At 68.1% G+C, this 18,628-nt stretch carries 19 protein-coding genes; 8 read left to right on the top strand and 11 right to left on the bottom strand.

Features of this window, described 5'->3' with window-relative positions:
- Positions 1-36 precede the first annotated feature (36 nt).
- Both ABIE51_RS12010 and ABIE51_RS12005 read right to left on the bottom strand, forming a co-directional pair.
- Positions 37-1,218 carry a low temperature requirement protein A gene (locus ABIE51_RS12010; protein WP_192630903.1) on the bottom strand — a complete coding sequence of 394 codons (1,182 nt, stop codon included), beginning with the start codon at positions 1,216-1,218 and terminating at the stop codon, positions 37-39.
- 163 nt (positions 1,219-1,381) lie between these two features.
- Entirely contained in the window at positions 1,382-2,167 is a 786-nt protein-coding gene (locus ABIE51_RS12005) for an SDR family NAD(P)-dependent oxidoreductase (RefSeq protein WP_354504154.1), read from the bottom strand.
- A 383-nt stretch (positions 2,168-2,550) separates the two neighbouring features.
- Here ABIE51_RS12005 and ABIE51_RS12000 point away from each other — a divergent pair, with 383 nt between their 5' ends.
- The 4 genes from ABIE51_RS12000 to ABIE51_RS11985 are packed head-to-tail and all read left to right on the top strand — an operon-like array spanning position 2,551 to position 5,786.
- Positions 2,551-3,606 (top strand): alpha/beta hydrolase, encoded by a 1,056-nt coding sequence (locus ABIE51_RS12000; protein ID WP_192630902.1) that lies wholly within the window; start codon positions 2,551-2,553, stop codon positions 3,604-3,606.
- Between the two features lie 18 nt (positions 3,607-3,624).
- Positions 3,625-4,131 carry a cytochrome P460 family protein gene (locus ABIE51_RS11995; RefSeq protein WP_192630901.1) on the top strand — a complete coding sequence of 169 codons (507 nt, stop codon included), beginning with the start codon at positions 3,625-3,627 and terminating at the stop codon, positions 4,129-4,131.
- A 23-nt stretch (positions 4,132-4,154) separates the two neighbouring features.
- The gene (locus ABIE51_RS11990; protein WP_192630900.1) at positions 4,155-4,985 is read left to right on the top strand and encodes an oxidoreductase; all 831 of its coding nucleotides are present in this window, start codon (positions 4,155-4,157) and stop codon (positions 4,983-4,985) included.
- Between the two features lie 27 nt (positions 4,986-5,012).
- Complete coding sequence (locus tag ABIE51_RS11985; protein ID WP_192630899.1) at positions 5,013-5,786, top strand: alpha/beta fold hydrolase; 774 nt, start codon at positions 5,013-5,015, stop codon at positions 5,784-5,786.
- Between the two features lie 170 nt (positions 5,787-5,956).
- Here the strand turns inward: ABIE51_RS11985 and ABIE51_RS11980 are convergent, their stop codons facing one another.
- The 5 genes from ABIE51_RS11980 to ABIE51_RS11960 form a co-directional block, all read right to left on the bottom strand.
- Positions 5,957-6,787, bottom strand: a complete 831-nt coding sequence (locus ABIE51_RS11980) for an alpha/beta fold hydrolase (RefSeq protein WP_192630898.1) — start codon at positions 6,785-6,787, stop codon at positions 5,957-5,959.
- A gap of 67 nt (positions 6,788-6,854) precedes the next feature.
- Entirely contained in the window at positions 6,855-7,244 is a 390-nt protein-coding gene (locus tag ABIE51_RS11975) for a response regulator transcription factor (protein WP_192630897.1), read from the bottom strand.
- Between the two features lie 110 nt (positions 7,245-7,354).
- Positions 7,355-8,011: a response regulator transcription factor gene (locus ABIE51_RS11970; protein ID WP_192630896.1), complete on the bottom strand. Its 657-nt coding sequence runs from the start codon at positions 8,009-8,011 to the stop codon at positions 7,355-7,357.
- On the bottom strand, positions 8,008-8,547 hold the full coding sequence (locus ABIE51_RS11965; protein WP_354504151.1) for a sensor histidine kinase: 540 nt from the start codon (positions 8,545-8,547) through the stop codon (positions 8,008-8,010). The genes ABIE51_RS11970 and ABIE51_RS11965 overlap by 4 nt, the downstream gene beginning before the upstream one ends.
- A 25-nt stretch (positions 8,548-8,572) precedes the next feature.
- Positions 8,573-9,961: a PAS domain-containing protein gene (locus ABIE51_RS11960; RefSeq protein WP_354504149.1), complete on the bottom strand. Its 1,389-nt coding sequence runs from the start codon at positions 9,959-9,961 to the stop codon at positions 8,573-8,575.
- Between the two features lie 193 nt (positions 9,962-10,154).
- Between ABIE51_RS11960 and ABIE51_RS11955 the strand changes: the two genes are divergently transcribed.
- The 3 genes from ABIE51_RS11955 to ABIE51_RS11945 all read left to right on the top strand — a co-directional run bounded on the left by ABIE51_RS11955 (position 10,155) and on the right by ABIE51_RS11945 (position 13,048).
- Positions 10,155-10,667 (top strand): Dps family protein, encoded by a 513-nt coding sequence (locus ABIE51_RS11955; RefSeq protein WP_192631689.1) that lies wholly within the window; start codon positions 10,155-10,157, stop codon positions 10,665-10,667.
- A gap of 43 nt (positions 10,668-10,710) precedes the next feature.
- The gene (locus ABIE51_RS11950; RefSeq protein ID WP_192630895.1) at positions 10,711-12,045 is read left to right on the top strand and encodes an epoxide hydrolase family protein; all 1,335 of its coding nucleotides are present in this window, start codon (positions 10,711-10,713) and stop codon (positions 12,043-12,045) included.
- 88 nt (positions 12,046-12,133) lie between these two features.
- Entirely contained in the window at positions 12,134-13,048 is a 915-nt protein-coding gene (locus ABIE51_RS11945) for an SDR family NAD(P)-dependent oxidoreductase (protein ID WP_192630894.1), read from the top strand.
- Between the two features lie 59 nt (positions 13,049-13,107).
- Here ABIE51_RS11945 and mddA read toward each other — a convergent pair whose 3' ends face one another.
- The gene (gene mddA / locus ABIE51_RS11940) at positions 13,108-13,878 is read right to left on the bottom strand and encodes a methanethiol S-methyltransferase (RefSeq protein WP_192630893.1); all 771 of its coding nucleotides are present in this window, start codon (positions 13,876-13,878) and stop codon (positions 13,108-13,110) included.
- A 158-nt stretch (positions 13,879-14,036) separates the two neighbouring features.
- Here mddA and ABIE51_RS11935 point away from each other — a divergent pair, with 158 nt between their 5' ends.
- Positions 14,037-15,089 carry an alpha/beta fold hydrolase gene (locus ABIE51_RS11935; protein WP_192630892.1) on the top strand — a complete coding sequence of 351 codons (1,053 nt, stop codon included), beginning with the start codon at positions 14,037-14,039 and terminating at the stop codon, positions 15,087-15,089.
- A 13-nt stretch (positions 15,090-15,102) separates the two neighbouring features.
- Here the strand turns inward: ABIE51_RS11935 and ABIE51_RS11930 are convergent, their stop codons facing one another.
- The 3 genes from ABIE51_RS11930 to pgaB are packed head-to-tail and all read right to left on the bottom strand — an operon-like array spanning position 15,103 to position 18,628.
- A complete protein-coding gene (locus ABIE51_RS11930; RefSeq protein ID WP_192630891.1) occupies positions 15,103-15,627 on the bottom strand; it encodes a hypothetical protein in 525 nt (174 codons plus the stop codon).
- Entirely contained in the window at positions 15,624-16,880 is a 1,257-nt protein-coding gene (gene pgaC / locus ABIE51_RS11925; protein ID WP_192630890.1) for a poly-beta-1,6-N-acetyl-D-glucosamine synthase, read from the bottom strand. Before pgaC ends, ABIE51_RS11930 begins: the two co-directional genes overlap by 4 nt.
- Complete coding sequence (gene pgaB, locus ABIE51_RS11920; protein ID WP_192630889.1) at positions 16,877-18,628, bottom strand: poly-beta-1,6-N-acetyl-D-glucosamine N-deacetylase PgaB; 1,752 nt, start codon at positions 18,626-18,628, stop codon at positions 16,877-16,879. Before pgaB ends, pgaC begins: the two co-directional genes overlap by 4 nt.

Here is an 18,628-nt window from a genome sequence, read left to right as displayed (position 1 = left end):
TCACCACGTCGTGCCGCATTCATGTGGTGCGCATGCTCACCTTCGGCGCAGCGCGAGGGTCTCCCACATGGCGACGATCATCAGCACCAGCGTCGTCGCCGTCGCCAACGCGAGCGGCGAGAGCAGATGCGCGAGCGCGATCGGTGCCAGCACCGCGAGCATCACGATGCCCGCGCAGTGCGACAGCGGCGGCCCGCGGCGTTCGTTGCAGACCCACTTGAACAGCGCGACGCCGAGCAGGTAGAGCATCGGCCCGCCGATCATCGCCGCGATCGCCGCGCGGCCGTCGCCTTCGAAGTGATCCGGATGCGCGAGCGCCAGTTCGTCCGCCACGGCGCAGACCACGATGCCGGCGATGATCAACAGGTGCAGGTAGGTGTAGGCCAGCCGCGCCTGGCGACCGGGGTCTTCGGAATGCTCTATGCGCTGGCTGGCGCGTTCGGCACCGGTGTCGAAGTAGATCCACCACATCGCCACGCTGCCGAGGAAGGCCACGATGAACGCGGTGATGGTCGGCGTGGTCCAAGCCCCCGCGGCGAACGTCGCGCCGGTGACCAGGATCGATTCACCCAGCGCGATGATCACGAACAACGCGCAGCGTTCGGCCAGGTGATGGCCGTCGACGTCCCAGTCGATGGTGCTCGATCGCCCCATGCCCGGCACGTAGAAGTAGAGCGCGGGCGCGCAGTATTCGATGGCGACGGCGGCCGTCCACAACGCCACGCGCGTGGCACCGTCATTCAGGCCGCCGGCGACCCACAGCGTTCCCGACAGCGCCAACCACAACGCGATTCGCATGAAGTTCTCGTGCAGCACGCGATGGTGGTTGCGCATCGCAATCGCCACGAAGGCGGTTCGCCCCACCTGCATCGCCGCGAACACCACGCCGAACATCAGCCCGCGCTCGCCGAACGCCTGCGGAATCGAAGACGACAGCAGCAGCCCGCCGAGCATCAGTACGAACAGCATCACCCGCACCGGCGTGCGATCGGGATCGAGCCAGTTGGTGACCCACGAGGTGAAGATCCACAGCCACCACACGGCCAGGAACAGCAGCAGCGTCTGCAGCGCGCCCTGCACGGTGAGGTGTTCCAGCAGCGTGTGCGAGAGCTGCGTCACCGCGAACACGAACACCAGGTCGAAGAACAGCTCGACCATCGCGACGCGGTTGCCGTCGGCGGTCCCGCGCTGGCGAAGGAGGGGAGAGGCGGGCGTCATGCGGGCTCGCTTGCGCGTCGGCGTGTCGGCTTGGGGTGCCGCAAGGGTCGCACAGGACCGGCACCCACGCCGTCGGACGTCCAGCGGCGTGGTGCCGGTCCCTCCCGGAATCGCCGATGCGGCCTCGCGCCGGGCGCGTCGGACGCGCTGGGCCCCGTTCGGCCTAGATCGAATAGCCGCCGTCCACGGTCAGGCTCGCACCGGTCATGTAGCGCGCGTCGGCACTCGAAAGGAAGGCGGCGAGGGCCGCGACCTCCTCGGGACGACCGACGCGCTTGAGCGGGTTTCGTTCGATCAGGTAATCGAGGAAGCCCGTCGTGATGTCGGTTTCGACAGGCCCTGGCTGGATGTTGTTGATGGTGATCTGGCGCGGGGCCAGATCCAGCGCCAGTTCGCGGACCAGTGTCGCCACGGCGGCCTTGGACATCGCGTAGGCGCTGCTTCCGACCACACCGCTGCGTGCGGCTGTATTGCTGCCAATGGTGATGATGCTGCCGCCGTCGGCCATCCGCGAAGCCGCAGCCTGCACGGCGAGGAACACGCCCCGTACGTTGATGGCGAGCATCCGGTCCAGCATGTCCAGCGGAAACTGCTCCAGCGGACTGCCTTCGTAGATGCCGGCGTTGACCACGGCAACATGGAGCGGTCCGAAGCGCTCGGCGGCATCCGAAACGGCAGCGGCGATCGCGCCCGCGTCGGTACTGTCTGCCTGCAACGCGATGGCCATGCCTCCGTCGGCCTGGATGGACTGGACGACTTCGTCGGCCTTGTCGGCACGCGAGGCGTAGGTGAGGGCGACTGCATATCCCTCCTGTGCAAGGCGGCGGGCGATGGCGGCGCCGATGCCGCGCGAACCGCCGAAGACGATCGCCGCCTTGAGCGGCGGGGATGGCAGGTCAGTCATGTCAGGATCCTCAGGGTAGGCCGGCGGACGATCCGCCGGGTGCACGCATTGGAGGACTCGCATGTATCCGGCCCATGTCGAAGCGGGGCGCGATTGTCAGCCACTGCATCCAGGCATCGCCTGGCTACATCGGGATACATATCGGGCGTACGCGCGAATCGCGACGGCATACATGCGTATGGGTCCATACCAACGTGTTATCGCGTGGCTGACGTGGGACTGCTTAGATGGCGATGACCGCTGGAGTCGCGCATCGACCGGCGATCGGCCCTTCGAACATTTCGATACGAAGGGCGGCCTGCCCCGACACATCCGGGATACACGGGCCAGTGAAGCTGTTCACACACCAGCGCTGACGGCGCCACGCCGGACGGGACGCCTTGACGCGTCGTGTCCGATGTTCGCGCATCCACGACACGGAGATCACCATGGACAAGCTCGCCGCCGCACCGTTTGATCCGCTCCGCCGCAAGATGCTCGCCACCGCGGCGCTGGGCGTCGCGGCCGCACCGCTCGGGCTGGTACGCAGCGCGCATGCCGCGCCGTCGTCGCCAGCAACGCCGCTCGCACGACGCGTGCAGGCGACCGCGTTCGCACCGCTGAAGACGGTCCGTGCCGGGCTGCTCAACGTCGAGTACGCCGAAGCCGGGCCCGCCCATGGCCCCGTGGTGATCCTGCTGCACGGCTGGCCGTACGACATCCACAGCTATGTGGAAGTGACGCCGATGCTGGCGAAGCTGGGTTACCGCGTGCTGGTGCCGTTCCTGCGCGGCTATGGCGGCACGCGCTTCGTCTCCGGCGACACGCTGCGCAACGGACAGCCCTCGGCGCTGGCCGAGGACGTCGTGCAGTTCATGGACGCACTGCTCATCCGTACCGCGGTGCTGGGCGGTTTCGACTGGGGCGCGCGTTCGGCCGACATCGTCGCCGCGCTCTGGCCCGAACGCGTGAAGGCGCTGGTCGCCGTCAGCGGTTATCTCATCGGCAGCCAGGCCGCCGGGCAGGCGCCATTGCCGCCGGAAGCGGAGCTGCAATGGTGGTACCAGTTCTACTTCGCCACCGAACGCGGTCGCGCCGGCTACGACAGGAACCGCCACGACTTCGCCAGGCTCATCTGGAAGCTCGCCTCGCCGAAGTGGAACTTCGACGATGCCACGTTCGACCGCAGCGCGGCCTCGTTCACCAACGACGACCACGTCGACATCGTGATCCACAACTACCGCTGGCGGCTTGGCCTTGCGCAGGGCGAATCGCGGTACGACGCGCTCGAAAGCCGCCTCGCGCAGGGCCCGTCGATCGGCGTGCCCACCATCACCATGGAAGGCGATGCCAATGGCGCGCCGCATCCGCCGCCGGAAGCCTACGCCAGACGTTTCACCGGGAAGTACGAGCACCGCCTGATCACCGGCGGCATCGGCCACAACCTGCCGCAGGAAGATCCGCACGCGTTCGCCCAGGCGATCGTCGACGCGGACCGGCTCTGACCCGCGGAGACGACGACCATGAAGACCAGATGGGTCGTACTTCCCATCGCGCTGGTGGTGCTCGGCTTGATCGCGATCACCGCCGCCGATGACGCGAAGGCCGCCAGGCCCGCGTCGCCGATCTACGGCGTCACCGTGCCCGACGGTTACCGCGGATGGGAGCTCATCGCACCCGCGCGCGAAGCCGCGCCGTTCGATGAACTGCGCGTGGTGCTCGGCAACGACATCGCCGTGCGCGCGTATCGCCAGGGCTCGCTGCCATTTCCCGATGGCAGCGTGCTGGTGAAGCTCGCCTGGAAGGAAGTGCAGTCGCCTGATTTCGCATCGGCGACGATTCCCGGCGCGGCCACGACCGTGCAGGTCATGGTGAAGGATTCGAAGCGGTACGCCGCAAGCGGTGGATGGGGTTTTGGCCGCTTCGTCGCCGGCATGCCGACCGACGAAGCGCAGCATCGAACCTGTTTCGCCTGCCACCAGGTGCGCGTGCAGGGTCGCGACTACGTGTTCACGCGGCTCGCACCGTGAGCGCGACCACCAGGAGAGACGACATGACGCAACGATGGCTGATCACCGGCAGTTCCCGCGGCTTGGGCCGCGCACTCGTGGAGGCCGCGCTGGAAGCCGGACACCGCGTGATCGCGACCGCGCGCGATCCGTCGCAGCTGAACGACGTGGTCGCGCGTTATGGCGAGGCCGTGCGCGCGGTGGCGCTGGATGTCACCGATCCCGTCGCGGCCGACGCCGCCGTCCGGGAGGCCGTCGCAGCATTCGGCGGCCTCGACGTGCTGGTGAACAACGCCGGCTATGGCAACGTGAACTCCGTCGAGGACACCCCGCTAGACGACTTCCGCCGCCAGATCGAAACCAACCTGTTCGGCACGATCATCATGACCAAGGCCGCGATAGCGCTCATGCGCGAGCAACGCAGCGGTCACTTCATCCAGTTCTCGTCCGTCGGCGGTCGCGTCGGCGCGCCCGGGCGCGCGCCCTACTCGGCCGCGAAATGGGGCGTCGAGGGATTTTCGGAAGTGCTCGCGCAGGAGATGGCGCTGATCGGCGTGCGCGTGACCATCATCGAGCCGGGCGGCTTCCGCACGGACTTCGCCGGCGCGTCGACGTCGCTGGCCGAAGGGCGCGCCGAGTACGACGCCGTCGTCGGCAAGGCAGCGCGCATGCAGCGCGAATACGACGGCCGGCAGCCGGGCGATCCCGCGCGTGCGGCGCGCGCGATCCTCCAGGTCGCCGCAATGGACGCACCGCCGTTGCGGCTGGCGCTGGGCAGCGATGCGGTTTCGGTCATCGAACGCGTCGAACATGCACGCCTGGACGAATTGGCCCGGTGGCGCGAGCTCAGCGTGTCCACCGACTTTCCCGCCTGACCCCTCACCCCACGAAAGGAGACGAACATGAAACACCTTCTGCTTGCGATGGCGCTCGGCGCCGCCGCGTTCGCCACGGACGCGTCGGCGCAGGCCGCCAAACCGACCGTCGTGCTGGTGCATGGCGCCTTCGCCGATGCATCCAGCTGGAACGGCGTGATCCGCATCCTGGAAAAGGATGGCTACCCGGTCGTCGCCGTGGCCAACCCGCTGCGTGGCGTTGCCACCGACGGCGCGTACGTCGGCGACGTCGTGACCAGTCTCGCCGGGCCCGTCGTGCTGGTCGGGCATTCCTACGGCGGCAGCGTCATCACCGAGGCCGCGCGCGACAAATCGAACGTGAAGGCGCTCGTCTATGTCGCCGCGTTCGCTCCCGATGCGGGCGAGACCGCCGCCCGACTGTCGGGGAAATTCCCTGGCAGCACGCTCGGTCCGGCCATCGCGCCGCCGGTCAAGCTGGCGACGGGCGGCAATGACCTCTACATCCGGCAGGACAAGTTCCACCAGCAGTTCGCGGCGGACGTGCCGAAGGCCGATGCCGCGTTGATGGCCGCCACGCAGCGGCCCATCACCGAGGCCGCGCTCAACGAGAAATCCGGCAGCCCGACGTGGACGAGCATTCCGTCGTGGTTCGTCTATGGCGACAAGGATCTGAACATCCCGCCGAAGGCCCTGGCGTTCATGGCCGAACGGGCGAAGTCGCGCAAGACCGAGGTCGTCGCCGGCGCCTCGCACGTAGTGATGGTCTCGCACCCGGACGTCGTCGCACGGCAGATCGAGCGCGCTGCGGAAGCGAAGTAACCCCCCTACGCTTCGCTTCCCACGTTGCCCCGGGCCTTGTGCCCGGGGCTTTTTTTCATTCCACGAACCGCTCGACTCGTGCAGGCATGCGCTGCGTCCCGCGTTTGGCACGAGAAGGCGGCAACCAGCGCGGTTGCCGCCTCCGACCCAGCGATGCGACGCCGCTGCAATCAGCCGCGGATGAACGCCAGCAGGTCCGCGTTGATCACGTCCGCGTGCGTGGTGCACATGCCGTGCGGGTAGCCCGGATACACCTTCAGCGTGCCGTGCCTGAGCAGCTTGATGGTCAGCAGCGCCGAATCGGCGATCGGCACGACCTGGTCGTCGTCGCCGTGCAGCACCAGCGTCGGCACGTCCATCGCCTCCAGGTCCTGCGTGAAGTCGGTTTCGGAGAACGCCTTGATGCCCTCGTAATGCGCCTTTGCGCTGCCGGACATCCCCTGGCGCCACCAGTTGTCGATCACGCCCGCGTCGACCTTCGCGCCGTCGCGGTTGAAGCCGTAGAACGGGCCGGACGGGAAATCGCGGAAGAACTGCGCGCGATTGGCGGCGACCGCGGCGCGGATGCCGTCGAACACCTCGATCGGAAGGCCGCCCGGATTCGCGTCGGTCTTCAGCATGATCGGCGGGACGGCGCCGATGAGCACCGCCTTCGCGACGCGGCCTGCGCCGTGGCGGGCAACGTAGCGCGCGACTTCGCCGCCGCCGGTGGAATGGCCGACGTGCACGGCGTTGCGCAAGTCCAGGTGCTCCGCGACCGCCGCGGCATCGGCGGCGTAATGATCCATGTCGTGGCCGTCGCTGACCTGGCTCGAACGCCCATGGCCGCGGCGGTCGTGGGCGATCACGCGATAACCCTGCGCGAGGAAGAACAGCATCTGCGCGTCCCAGTCGTCGCTCGACAGCGGCCAGCCGTGATGGAAGACGATGGGCTGCGCGTTCTTCGGGCCCCAGTCCTTGTAGAAGATGCGGGTGCCGTCGTCGGTGGTGATGAAGCTCATTGCGGGTTTCTCCGTGGGGTGGACACACGGGGAAACTACGGCGCGCACCAGCGCGGCGGAATCCTACCTACGTATGGTCGTGGCGTTCGCCCCGGGCCAGCGCCGCGTCGATGCAACGCGCCACGGTGGGGCCCTCGACCGGCTTGATCAGGTAGGCGAGGGCACCCGCGCCGAGCACGCGTTGGCGCGTGGCGTCGGACGGGAACGCGGTCATGACGATCACCGGAAACCGCCGTCCCGCCATGGCCAGTGCTTCCAGCAATTGCGCGCCGCTCATGCCCGGCATCTGCACGTCGGTGATGAGGCAGTCGGGATCGCCTGCGTCGGCATCGGCGAGGAACGCCGTCGCCGACGCATACGTGCAGACGTCGTGGCCGAGCGATCGCACGAGGCTGGAGAGCGACGTCCTGACGCCTTCGTCGTCGTCGAGGATCGCGATCATGGATGCGTGCTTCATCAAGGCCCTTCGTGCCGCCGTGCGCAGAATCGCGCATCGGGTGGCGGCATGCGAACGTTACGCCTGCACGTCGCGGCGCGGAATCATACGGACGTATGTCCGTCCGCGCGTCATGCGCCCAGCGCCAGCGCTTCGGCCTGGCGCACCAGGTCGGCCAGCGTGCGCACGCCCATCTTCCGCATGACGTTGCCGCGATGGATCTTCACCGTGATCTCGCTCAGTTCGAGCAGGCCGGCGACCTGCTTGTTCATCAGGCCCGAAGCGACGTGCGCCATCACCTCGCGCTCGCGCGGCGTCAGTGTCGCGTAGCGCGCGCGGACCTCGTCAAGCGCCGCGTTGTCCGCGCGTCGCTGCGCGTCGCGTTCGATCGCGCCGGCCACCGCGTCGAGCATGTCCTGGTCGCGGAACGGCTTGGGCAGGAAATCGACCGCGCCGGCCTTCATCGCGCGCACCGACATCGGAATGTCACCGTGCCCGGTCATGAACACGATGGGCAGCGCGATGCCGTGGCGCGCGAGCTGCTCCTGCAGTTCCAGGCCGCTGATGCCGGGCAGCCGCACGTCGAGGATCAGGCAGCCCGGCGTGTCGGGCACGCTCGCCTGCAGGAGTTCGGCGGGCGAGGCGAACAGCAGCGTACGCAGGCCGATGGAGCGGAACAGGCTGTCCAGCGCGTCGCGCACTGCGGCTTCGTCGTCGACGATGACGACCAGCGGGGGAACGGGCGCGGCACCGCGCGGATTCGCCGGCGGATCCAGGGACGTGTTCATGCGGGAGTCTCCGTCGCGGTGGAGAGCGAAAGCCGGAACGTCGCGCCGTCGCCGGGCGTGCTTTCGACACCGAGCCGGCCGCCGTGCGATTCGACGATGGTGCGGCAGATCGCCAGCCCCATGCCCATGCCTTCCGGGCGCGTGGTGAAGAAGGGATCGAACAGGCGCTCCAGGTGTTCGGCCGCGATTCCCGGGCCGGTGTCGGCGACGGCGATGTCGATGCGGCCGTCGACCGTTGCCGCCGCGATCACCGACAGCCGCCGGCGATTCGCCTGTCCCGTCATCGCCTGGCTTGCGTTGACCATCAGGTTCACCAGCACCTGCTGCAGCTGGACCCGGTCGCCGCGGACCGCCGGCAGGTGCGGTTCGAGTTCGAGATGCAGGTCGACGGCGCCACGCGCCAGTTCGTGCTGGACCAGCCGCGTCGCTTCCTCGATGACGTGGCCGATGTCGAGCGTTTCGTGCCCAGCCGTCGCCTTGCCGAGGAACGCGCGGATGCGCTGCACGATCTCGCCCGCGCGCCGGCCTTCGGACACGATCCGCGAGATCGCGGTGTCGACTTCATGCAGGTCCGGCGGGGTCGCGGCGCAGCCAGCGCATGCCGGCCTCGCCGTAGGTGACCACGCTCATCAGCGGCTGGTTGACCTCGTGCGCGATCGACGCCGTCAGCTCGCCCAGCGTCGATACGCGCGAGGCATGCGCGAGTTCGGTCTGTGCGAGCAGCAACGCGTCCTGTGCGCGCTGGCGTTCGGTGTTGTCGACCACGAACACCAGCACGCTCGCGTCGGCGTCCCCGGCGGAGGGGAAAGTGATGGTGAACAGCACGGGCACCCGATCGCCACCTCGGCGGACGATCTCGGTTTCGCCTTCGTGGAATGCATCGCCACGCGCGAAGGCCAGCAAGGCGGCGGCGAAGGTGCGGTCCGCATCGCCGATGATGTCCTGCACGGACGCCGGTGCCGTCATCGACTCGCTGTCGGCGAACATCATCGCGAAGGCGGGGTTCACCTCCTCGATGCGCGCCAGCCGCCGGGCATGGCCGACGAACTCGGGATGCCCGGCGATGTGGTGCGCCAGCGCATCGGCATCGCGCAGGCCGCGTGCGTCCAGCTCGGCGCGCACCGCGCTCCAGTCCTGCTGCAGCACGCCGATGCGGCTCTCGTCGAACATGCGGCGGAAGCGCTGCTCGCTGCGCACCAGGGCCGCGTATGCGGCCTTGCGTTCGGTGATGTCGGTGTGCGTTTCGAGCACGCCGACAGGACGCCCCTTGTCGTCGCGCTGCAGCACCCAGCGGCTGTCGAGCACGAGCGTGTTTCCATGGCGCGTGACCTGTTCGAGGACGCCTTCCCAGCGGCCGGTGGCAAGCAGTTGCGCCTCGACGTTCTCGCGGCGGTCGGGATAGCGCGTGCCGAGCAGTTCGTCCGCACGGCGGCCCAGCGCCTGCACCGGGGGGAATCCGTAGACGCTTTCGGCGGTCGCGTTCCAGAAGGTGATCGTTCCGGCGATGTCGCGCACGAAGATCATGTCGTGCGAGACGTCCAGCAGCGTCGCCTGCGCCGACAGCGTGCGCACCGCGCTCTGGTTCTGCAGCGCCAGCAGGGCTGCGATGCCGATGGCCGACAGGCTTACGAACGCGCGCACGGTCTGCGAGCCCACGTGCTCCATGCCGTGCGATTGCGCGTAGGCGATGATCGTCAGGAGCACGGATCCGGTCGCGGCCATCGCGATGTCGCCACGGCGATGCGTGCCGGCCACCAGCAGCACCGCGACGACGTAAAGCACCGCGACCGCGCCTTCCAGCGTGGTGAGCGTGTCGAGCAGGAAGATGCCCAGCATGAGCGCGGCCGCCGACGTGCGCAGCAGCCACGGGCTGACGCGTTCGCGCGTCCGGGCGCGCACGGCGGCACGCGCGGTGGGCGGATGGGACTGCAGGCGGGGAAGGGCGGCCACGGACGGCTCCGGTGCGGTGCTCGGCGCGGTGAACAGTAGCATCGCCGCGGCTTCGCGCCGGCCCTGCATCACGCCGAGGCAAACCAAAGTATGAGGCGGCGACACGATCGTCCGATACACGGCACGCGTGTGCCTGCCTAGTCTGCGGCCATCGGCCCTCGCGGCCCATCCAGGAAGGAGATCGACCGTGAACATGCTTCCCGTCAAGACGCGGCAGTCCGCACCGCTGCACACCCGCACCGACCTGCGCGCCCAGGCTGGCCTCGACATCGCTGCCGCACTCACCACGCTGCTCGCCGACATGCTGGCGCTGTACATGAAGACCAAGAACTTCCACTGGCACATGTCCGGGCCGCATTTCCGCGACTACCACCTGATGCTGGACGAGCAGGCCGGCGAGATCTTCGCCACGACCGACGCCATCGCCGAGCGTGCACGCAAGGTCGGCGGTACGACGCTGCGTTCGATCGGGCATGTCCACCGCCTGCAGCGTTTGCTCGACAACGACGCGGAGTACGTCACTCCCCAGGACATGCTGGCCGAACTTGCCGACGACAACCGCCGGCTCGCGTCCTTCCTGCGCTCCACGCATGCGGTGTGCGAGCCGTATGGCGACGTCGCGACGACGAGCCTGCTCGAAACCTGGATCGACCAGGCCGAGAACCGCAGCTGGTACCTGTTCGAGACCACGCGCGCTCCGCGTTGAGCCTACAGCGGCGCGCACCTCCACGAATCGAACGGGACCTCCCATGACCTCCATCGAGCATTCCATCCCGGGCCGCGAGCCCTTCGACGGCGAACGGCGCCGCTTCCTCGGCAACGCGGCGCGGACCCTTGCCGCGGCCGGCGCGTGGAGCCTGCTGCCAAGCGCTGCGCTGGCGGCAACCGCCGGCGACGCTGCGATCCGGCCCTTCCGCATCCACGTTCCCGAATCCGACGTGCTGGACATGCGCCGGCGGGCGGCAGCGACGCGTTGGCCGGATCGCGAAACCGTCGGCGACGAATCGCAGGGGCTGCAGCTGGCGCGACTGCAGGCGCTGGTGTCCTACTGGGCTACCGGTTACGACTGGCGCGAGGCGGAAGGCAGGCTCAACGCATTGCCGCAGTTCATGACGAAGCTGGACGGACTCGACGTTCACTTCATCCACGTGCGTTCCCGGCATGAGGACGCGATGCCGTTGATCCTCACGCACGGTTGGCCCGGTTCCGTACTGGAATTCCTGAAGGCCATCGGCCCGCTGACCGATCCCACCGCGCACGGCGGCACGGCAGGCGACGCATTCCACGTCGTGATTCCGTCCATCCCCGGCTATGGATTCTCCGAGCGCCCGCGCGAAGCGGGATGGGGCCCGGATCGCATCGGCCGTGCATGGGACGTGCTCATGAAGCGGCTGGGTTACGCGCGCTACGTGTCGCAGGGCGGCGACCATGGTTCGGTCATCTCCGACACGATGGCGCGACAGGCGCCATCGGGACTGCTCGGCATCCATCTCAACATGCCGGCCACGGTGCCGCCGGACGTGATCCACGCGATCAACGCCGGCGATCCCGCGCCGGCCGGATTGAGTGCGGCGGAGCAGGCCGCGTTCGAAGCGCTGAATGCGTTCTTTTCGAAGAACGCAGCGTACGGCGCGATGATGGTCACGCGGCCGCAAACCGTCGGCTACGCGCTGAACGATTCGCCGGCCGGGCTCGCGGGCTGGATGTACGACAAGTTCGTCCAGTGGACCGACAGCGATGGCGTTCCCGAGCGCGTGCTGACGCGCGACGAGATGCTCGACGACATCAGCCTCTACTGGTTGACGGGCACCGCGGTCTCGGCGGCGCGCTTCTACTGGGAGAACCACAACAACAACTTCAGCGCCCTGGCGCAGAAGACCGGCGACATCCGCATCCCGGTCGCCATCACGGTGTTCCCCGGCGAGATCTACCGCGCGCCGCGCACCTGGGCGACGCAGGCCTATCGGACGCTGTACTACTTCAACGAAGTGGACAGGGGCGGGCACTTCGCAGCGTGGGAACAGTCCCGGCTGTTCGCCAGCGAGCTGCGTGCGGCATTCCGGCCGTTGCGGGCTTCGCTCTGATCGAAACTCGCCGCTTCCGTGGGCGCCGGTGCGGTGCTGGCGCGCATTGAACCACGCTACTGCGTGATCAACGTATTGGAGACGAACCATGTCACGGCAGCCCGCTCACGACCCCGAAACCCCTTCATCCGCTAATGACGGCGGCCTAAGCGATGCGCGCACCTGGTTCATCACCGGTGCCTCGAGCGGCCTTGGCCGCGCCCTCGCGGAGACCGTCCTGGCGCGTGGCGACCGCGCCGTGCTGGCGGCGCGCGGCGTCGATCGCCTCCGCGAACTGGTTTCCGCGTTTCCGGCGCGTGCGCTTGCCGTCGCGATGGACGTGACCGATCGCGCGCAACGCGCCGCAGCCGTAGACCAGGCGCTGGCGCATTTCGGTCGCATCGACGTACTCGTCAACAATGCCGGCATCGACTTCCTTGGCGCCATCGAGGAACAGCGCGAGGAGGACTACCGCGCGCAGTTCGAGGTCAACTTCTTCGGCCCGGTGGAGATGATCCGCCTCGTCTTGCCGGGCATGCGCGCACGGGGAAAAGGAACGATCGTCAACATGTCGTCCATGGATGGACTGTCGAGCCTGCCGGCGAACGGCTACTACTCATCGAGCAAGTTCGCACTGGAAGGGTTGACCGAAGCGTTGTGGCAGGAACTTGAGCCGCTGGGCCTGCGCGCGTTCCTCGTCGAACCCGGTTCGTTCCGCACGGGCATCGAACAGAGGACGAAATTCTCGGGCGAATCCATCGCTGCGTACGCGGCCACGTCAGGTGCCTTCCGCGATCTCATGGGAACGCTGACCCCGGACATGTTCCCCGGCGACCCGGCACGCGCGGCGGAGGCGACCTACGAGGTCGTCGCCTCACAGCCCGACAGGCATTGGGTAGTGCTCGGCAGCGATGCCCAGCGGCGCATCCAGGCGAAGCTCGCACTGTTACAGGCCGAGGTGGACGCCGGCGAAACGATGGCATTGAGCACGGACCATCCCGGAAGCGCCAGGGCGGTGCTTTGACGCCGCTCCTGCCGTGAAATCCCGATGGCGGAGCTCCGCACAGGGTCGGCCCGCTACGGTCACTGCGCCGTGGTGCCGGCATGGCGCGTCGCGACGCCGCGCGAAGCACGCGAGGTGCGCGGCACCAGCATCGGGACATCGCGGCGGTATTGCGCGTACTCCGGCAGCGCATCGAGCAGGTCGCGTTCTTCCAGGCGGATGGCGATGAGGATGTAGGCCGTCGTCATCAGTGCGAACACCAGGTGCGTCACCGTCATCGTCGGCGTCGCCCAGAACGCGAAGAACCAGCCGACATACAGCGGGTGGCGCACGATCCGGTACGGGCCGGGCGTCTTGAAAGGCAGCGGACGATACGGGCGGCCGCGGAACTGCAGCCATACCTGGCGCAGGCCGAACAGGTCGAAATGATTGATCAGGAACGTCGACACCAGCACCAGCACCCAGCCGAACGCGAAGGCGGCGTACAGCAGGACGCGGCCGACCTCGTTCTCGACGTGCCACACGATGCCGCCGAGCGGGCGCCACTGCCAGAACAGCAGGATCAGCGCGACGCTCGACAGTAACGTGTACGTGCTGCGCTCGGCCGATTCGGGAATCACGCGCGTCCATGCGCGCTTGAACGCCGGCCGCGCCATCACGCTGTGCTGCAGCGCGAAGAGTGCGAGCAGGCCCAGGTTTATCGCCAGTGCGATCGGCAGGCTCGTATCGCGCGGCGAGTCCATGGACTTCGGCACCCCGAAACCGCCGACGAAGCCGATCGCGTACAGGAACGTCGCGAAGAACACCGCGTAGCACGCCACGCCGTAGAGCAGGATCAACCATCGCTTCATGACAGCCTCGAAAGCCCTGGGGGAAAGTGCCCGCAGCATCCTCCTGCGCGCGGCGCGGCCACAGGGGACGGACGTCCCGCCGTTTGCCCGGCGCGGGCGCTACCGGGTGAGGTTTGTCCCGACTAGACTGGCGGCGGGCACGACGAAGGCTTTCGACCATGAAGCAGTCGATCCGTTACCTCACCAGCCCCGAGGGCACGCGCATCGCGTGGTCGTCGACGGGGGCGGGCCTCACGTTGGTGAAGGCCGCCAACTGGCTCAGCCACCTCGAGTACGACCTCGAAAGCCCGATCTGGCAGCACTGGACGCGTTTCTTCGGCAGCCACTTCCATTTCATCCGCTATGACGAGCGCGGCTGCGGCATGACCGGCGGCGATCCACGCGGCCTGTCTCTGCCGAACTGGCTGGGCGACCTGAAGAGCGTGGTCGATGCGGCCGGCCTCGACGAGCCGTTCGCCTTGATGGGCATTTCGCAGGGCGCGGCAGCCTGCCTGGCGTATGCAGTGAAATACCCGCACCGCGTTTCGAAACTGCTGCTGTACGGCGGCTACGCGCGTGGCGCGTACGAGCGCGACAACCCGGAAGCTGCACGCATGTACCGGGCCATCGTCGACATCGCGCGTGGCGGCTGGAACGACCAGAACCCCGTGTTCCGGCAGGTGTTCACCGCGCGCTTCATTCCCGACGCCACCGACGCGCAGGTGCAGTGGTTCAACGAACTCGCGCGCACCACGACCACCGCCGAGGCCGCGGGCGCGTTGCTGGAGGCCCGCGCGCATATAAACGTCACCGACCTGCTGCCGCAGGTGACCGTGCCGACGCTCGTGCTGCACAGCCGCCAGGACGGCGTGGTGCCGCTGGAGGAAGGCCGGCTGCTCGCGGCGAATATTCCCGGTGCGCGCTTCGTCGAACTGGAGTCGCGCAACCACGTGCTGCTGGAAAGCGAACCCGCGTGGGCGCGTTTTCGCGAGGAGACGCTGCAGTTCCTCGGAGGCGAAGCGACAGATCGCCTTGCCGCGCTGACCGAGCGGGAGCGCATGATCGTCCAGCGCCTGGTCGCCGGTTGCACCAATGCCGAGATCGCGGCCTCGCTGTTCATCAGCGACAAGACAGTGCGAAACACGTTGACACGCATCTTCGGAAAACTCGGCGTGCGATCGCGCACGCAGGCGATGGCGTTGCTGCGCGACGGCGGGGTGCTCGACCGTTAGGGCCGGCGGACGTTCACGGTGCGGGATCTCCGTACGATGCGGTGGTGTCCCGGTGCGCACGCTCGTTTGCGCTACGCGCAATCGATTCTTCGGTCACGTACACGTTCCGCCCGCCACGCCCCGATTGCGGATCGACTCCGTGCACCGTGCACGACGATGCGGCCTGCAGGCGGCGCAGCACATCGACGGTGACGCCGAACGCCTCGGCCTGCTGCTCCGGTCCGAGTGCTTCGGGCTGGCTCGCTGCGTTCTCGCGATTGGTCAACGCATGCCATCGCGCGACGGCAAACGTCACCAGCCACAGCACGAGCAGGGCGACCACCTTCAGGAAGGGCAGCGTATCGCGCACCATCTCGCCGGGGGGCCATGGAGAAGGGACTTCGACGCCCAGCGTCCGCAGCACGTAATACTCGGCCATCCAGACCAGGTCGCGGATCACGTAGAGCAGCACGCCCCACGCGAACAGCGTCGCCACCGTGTCGCGCGCCACGACCCACCATGGCAAGTGGCCGGCATCGATGAGCGGCGGCCATCTCATTCGCGGAATCCCCGGTCGGGACTCGTCCACCGCCCGCGCGGATCGCGCCGGAAGACCGCTCGGGGCAGGCCGACCACGGCCGTCGTCGCCTGCAGCAGCCAGAAGACGATCGGATACCACACCACCCAGAACAGCGTGCGCATGATGCCGTGCTCGTACCTGCGATCCAGGCTAGCCGCGACCACGGCCTGTAGCAGGTAATGGAACGCCAGCACCATGCCGGCCTGTCCCGGGAAGAACCCGAACCCTTCCAGCGTCAGGAAGTGGCCCAGTCGCAGTCCGCCCATCCACCAGGCCACGAGCATGGCGAGCATCGAATACGCCCACAGCATCGACACGAACCAGTTCAGCCAGATCGGCCACATGCGCAGGCCGCGCCTGCGGAACAGAGCGGGAATCGCGCGCAGCGCGACGTCGGTGCCGCCCTCGCTCCACCGCAGCCGCTGATGCCACAGTCCGCGCACGGTTTCCGGCGTGAGGATCCACGCCATCGCCTTGGGCTCGAACGCCATCCGCCATCCCGACATCTGCAACCGCCAGCTGATGTCCACGTCGTCGGTGATCGTGTGCGGCGACCAGCCGCCGACATCGTGCAGCGCCCGCTTGCGGAACGCGCAGATCGCACCCGATGCGGTGAACAGCGTTCCGTACACGCTTTGCGCGCGTTTGATCAGGCCCACGATGCTGGAGAACTCGCCCACCTGCAGGCGACCGATCACGCTCGTGCGATTGCGGATGCGCGGATTGCCGGTGAGGCCGCCGATGAGCGGGTCGTTCTGGAACCGTCGCACGAACCACGTCAGCGCGTGCGGGTCCATCAGCGTGTCGCCATCGATGCAGGCGACGAGTTCGTGCCGCGCCGCCAGTGCGCCGAAATTCATCGCCGTCGCCTTTCCGCCGTTGCTCGCCATGCGCACCACGCGCAGGCGTGGATACAGCGCCGCGAGCCGGACAAGCCGTTCGGCGGTGTCGTCGCTGGAACCGTCGTCGATGGCGACGATCTCGAAGTCGGGATAGGCCAGGCGGCCCAGCGCCGCGATGGTTTCGTCGACCTGGCGCGACTCGTTGTAGCAGGGCACCAGCACCGACACCGGCGGATAGTCCGCAAGCGTCGGCGGCTGGTCGAACGGTGGCTCGCGTCGTTCGCGCAGCACCTGGAACATCACGCCGCCGACGATCCAGTACCACGCCATCACATAGGGATAGCCGAAACAGAGCGCTGCGAGCACGAGTTCGACCGTGAATTCGTTCATGGCGTGCGGTCCTGCACGGGTGGAAAGCGCCGCGCGGATACGACTGGCGCGATTGCCTGCGCGTCCGCCGGCGCTGCAAGCGCATCGTCAGGGCCCCACGCGATCACTGTGCCGCCGTTGATCTGGAACGCGCGCGCCGATTGCGCGAGATCGCGCGTCGCGCGTGTCGACGCGTCGGGCATGCGGAGGACAAGGCCGACCCGTCGCGCAAATGCGGGAGGCGGTGCCGCATCGTCAGAGCGTGCGTCGGGCGTTCGCGGAACCAGCGTCACTTCGGCGAGCGACGAAGGACGATCGAAACCGTGACCCTCCGGCGCCAGCCAGTACGCCTGCAGGCCCGGTCGCATGCGTTCTGCCGCGAGGAATGCGCGCATCGCCGTCGCATCGGCGTCCGGCCAGCCGGTGAAACGTACGGCCTCGCGCCGCCGTGCGACGTCCCATGGAGACTCGTCCGTCCGTGCGGTCGCGTTGCCCAGCGAAGGCACGTCTTCCAGCACCAGGCCCTCGAATGGCACGTGGACGGCGAGGTCGCGATACAGCCCGACTGCACGCTGCGGATCGCCAACGCGGCGCAGCACCGCCGCATGCGGCAGGCGGACGATGACGTCCACGCCGGCGCGCGCACGCATCTGCGCCGCGAATCGCCCCAGGACGTCGGCGCGCACTGGCAGCTGGGCATTGGGGAACCATGTGGAGTCCAGCCGCCCGTCCGCCGACACCGTGCCCGCGTCGAGCATCACGTGCGTGGCGCCGAGCGCGACGAGGCGCTCGATCGCACGACCGAGTCGGGCATCGGTCTCCGCGTCGTCGCCGCCGACCAGCTGCGCGGGATCGATCGCGACGATGCGGCGCGCGGAGGGCCACGGGTCGTGCAGCCGCAGGTTCGACACCCACGTCGACAGATCCGGGTCGCCCGTGGGGAGGAATCGTTCGATCGCGAACGGCCGCGTTGCGTCGGCCGGTCCGGGTTCCAGGGTCATGGCGAAGGCGAAGCCGAGATCCTTCGCGGTCGAAAGCGTTTCCTCGTTGTAGCGACCGTACGGCCACACGAGCGCGCGCGGCTCGCGTCCCAGTTCCACGCGCATCCGCTCCCGCGAGCGCAACAGGTCGGCGCGGATGCGTGCGCGGAATGCGTCGTCGCCCTCGTAAGCGCCGTCGGAGAAGATGCGGTTCTGCCCGGCCGGCAGGAGGTTGCCTTGCGGATTGGCGCGCACCACGGTGTGCAGCGCATCGCTGTGCGAGGCGAATTCCACCCAGCCAGATGCCTGCATTTCGCGCGCCTGTGTCCAGCTGATGAATGCCGAACGGGGCAGGGTGCGTTCGCCGTAGCGAACCGTGCCGTTCGCAGGAACGTCCATCCACGCGCCGACCAGCGCCACGACGACGGGCACGCGGTATGCCAGCGCCAGCGGATACACGCGCGTGTAGGCGCTGGCGAGTCCGTCGTCGACGGTGATGAGCACGGCCTTCGGCGGCAACGGCGCGATGCCGCGTCGCGCGCAATCGATATCGCCCAGCGACACCGCCGTCCAGCCGTTGCCGGTGAGCCATTCCAGCAACGCGACGAAGCGGTCGCTCGTGATGCTGTCTTCGTCAAGCTGGGCGGGCGTGTCCACCACGTCGTGGAGCGCGATGGCCACGAACGCGGTTCCATCGCCGTTGCGGGGTTCGGCCGCATGCAGCGCGCTGCCCGCGATCATCGCGACGAGGACGAGCAGGGATGCGACGCAGGAGCCGAAGCGCTTCAT

This window comes from Lysobacter sp. OAE881 (genome assembly GCF_040546665.1).
Lineage (GTDB): Bacteria > Pseudomonadota > Gammaproteobacteria > Xanthomonadales > Xanthomonadaceae > Lysobacter_J > Lysobacter_J soli.
This window is presented reverse-complemented; position numbering and strand designations above follow the sequence as displayed.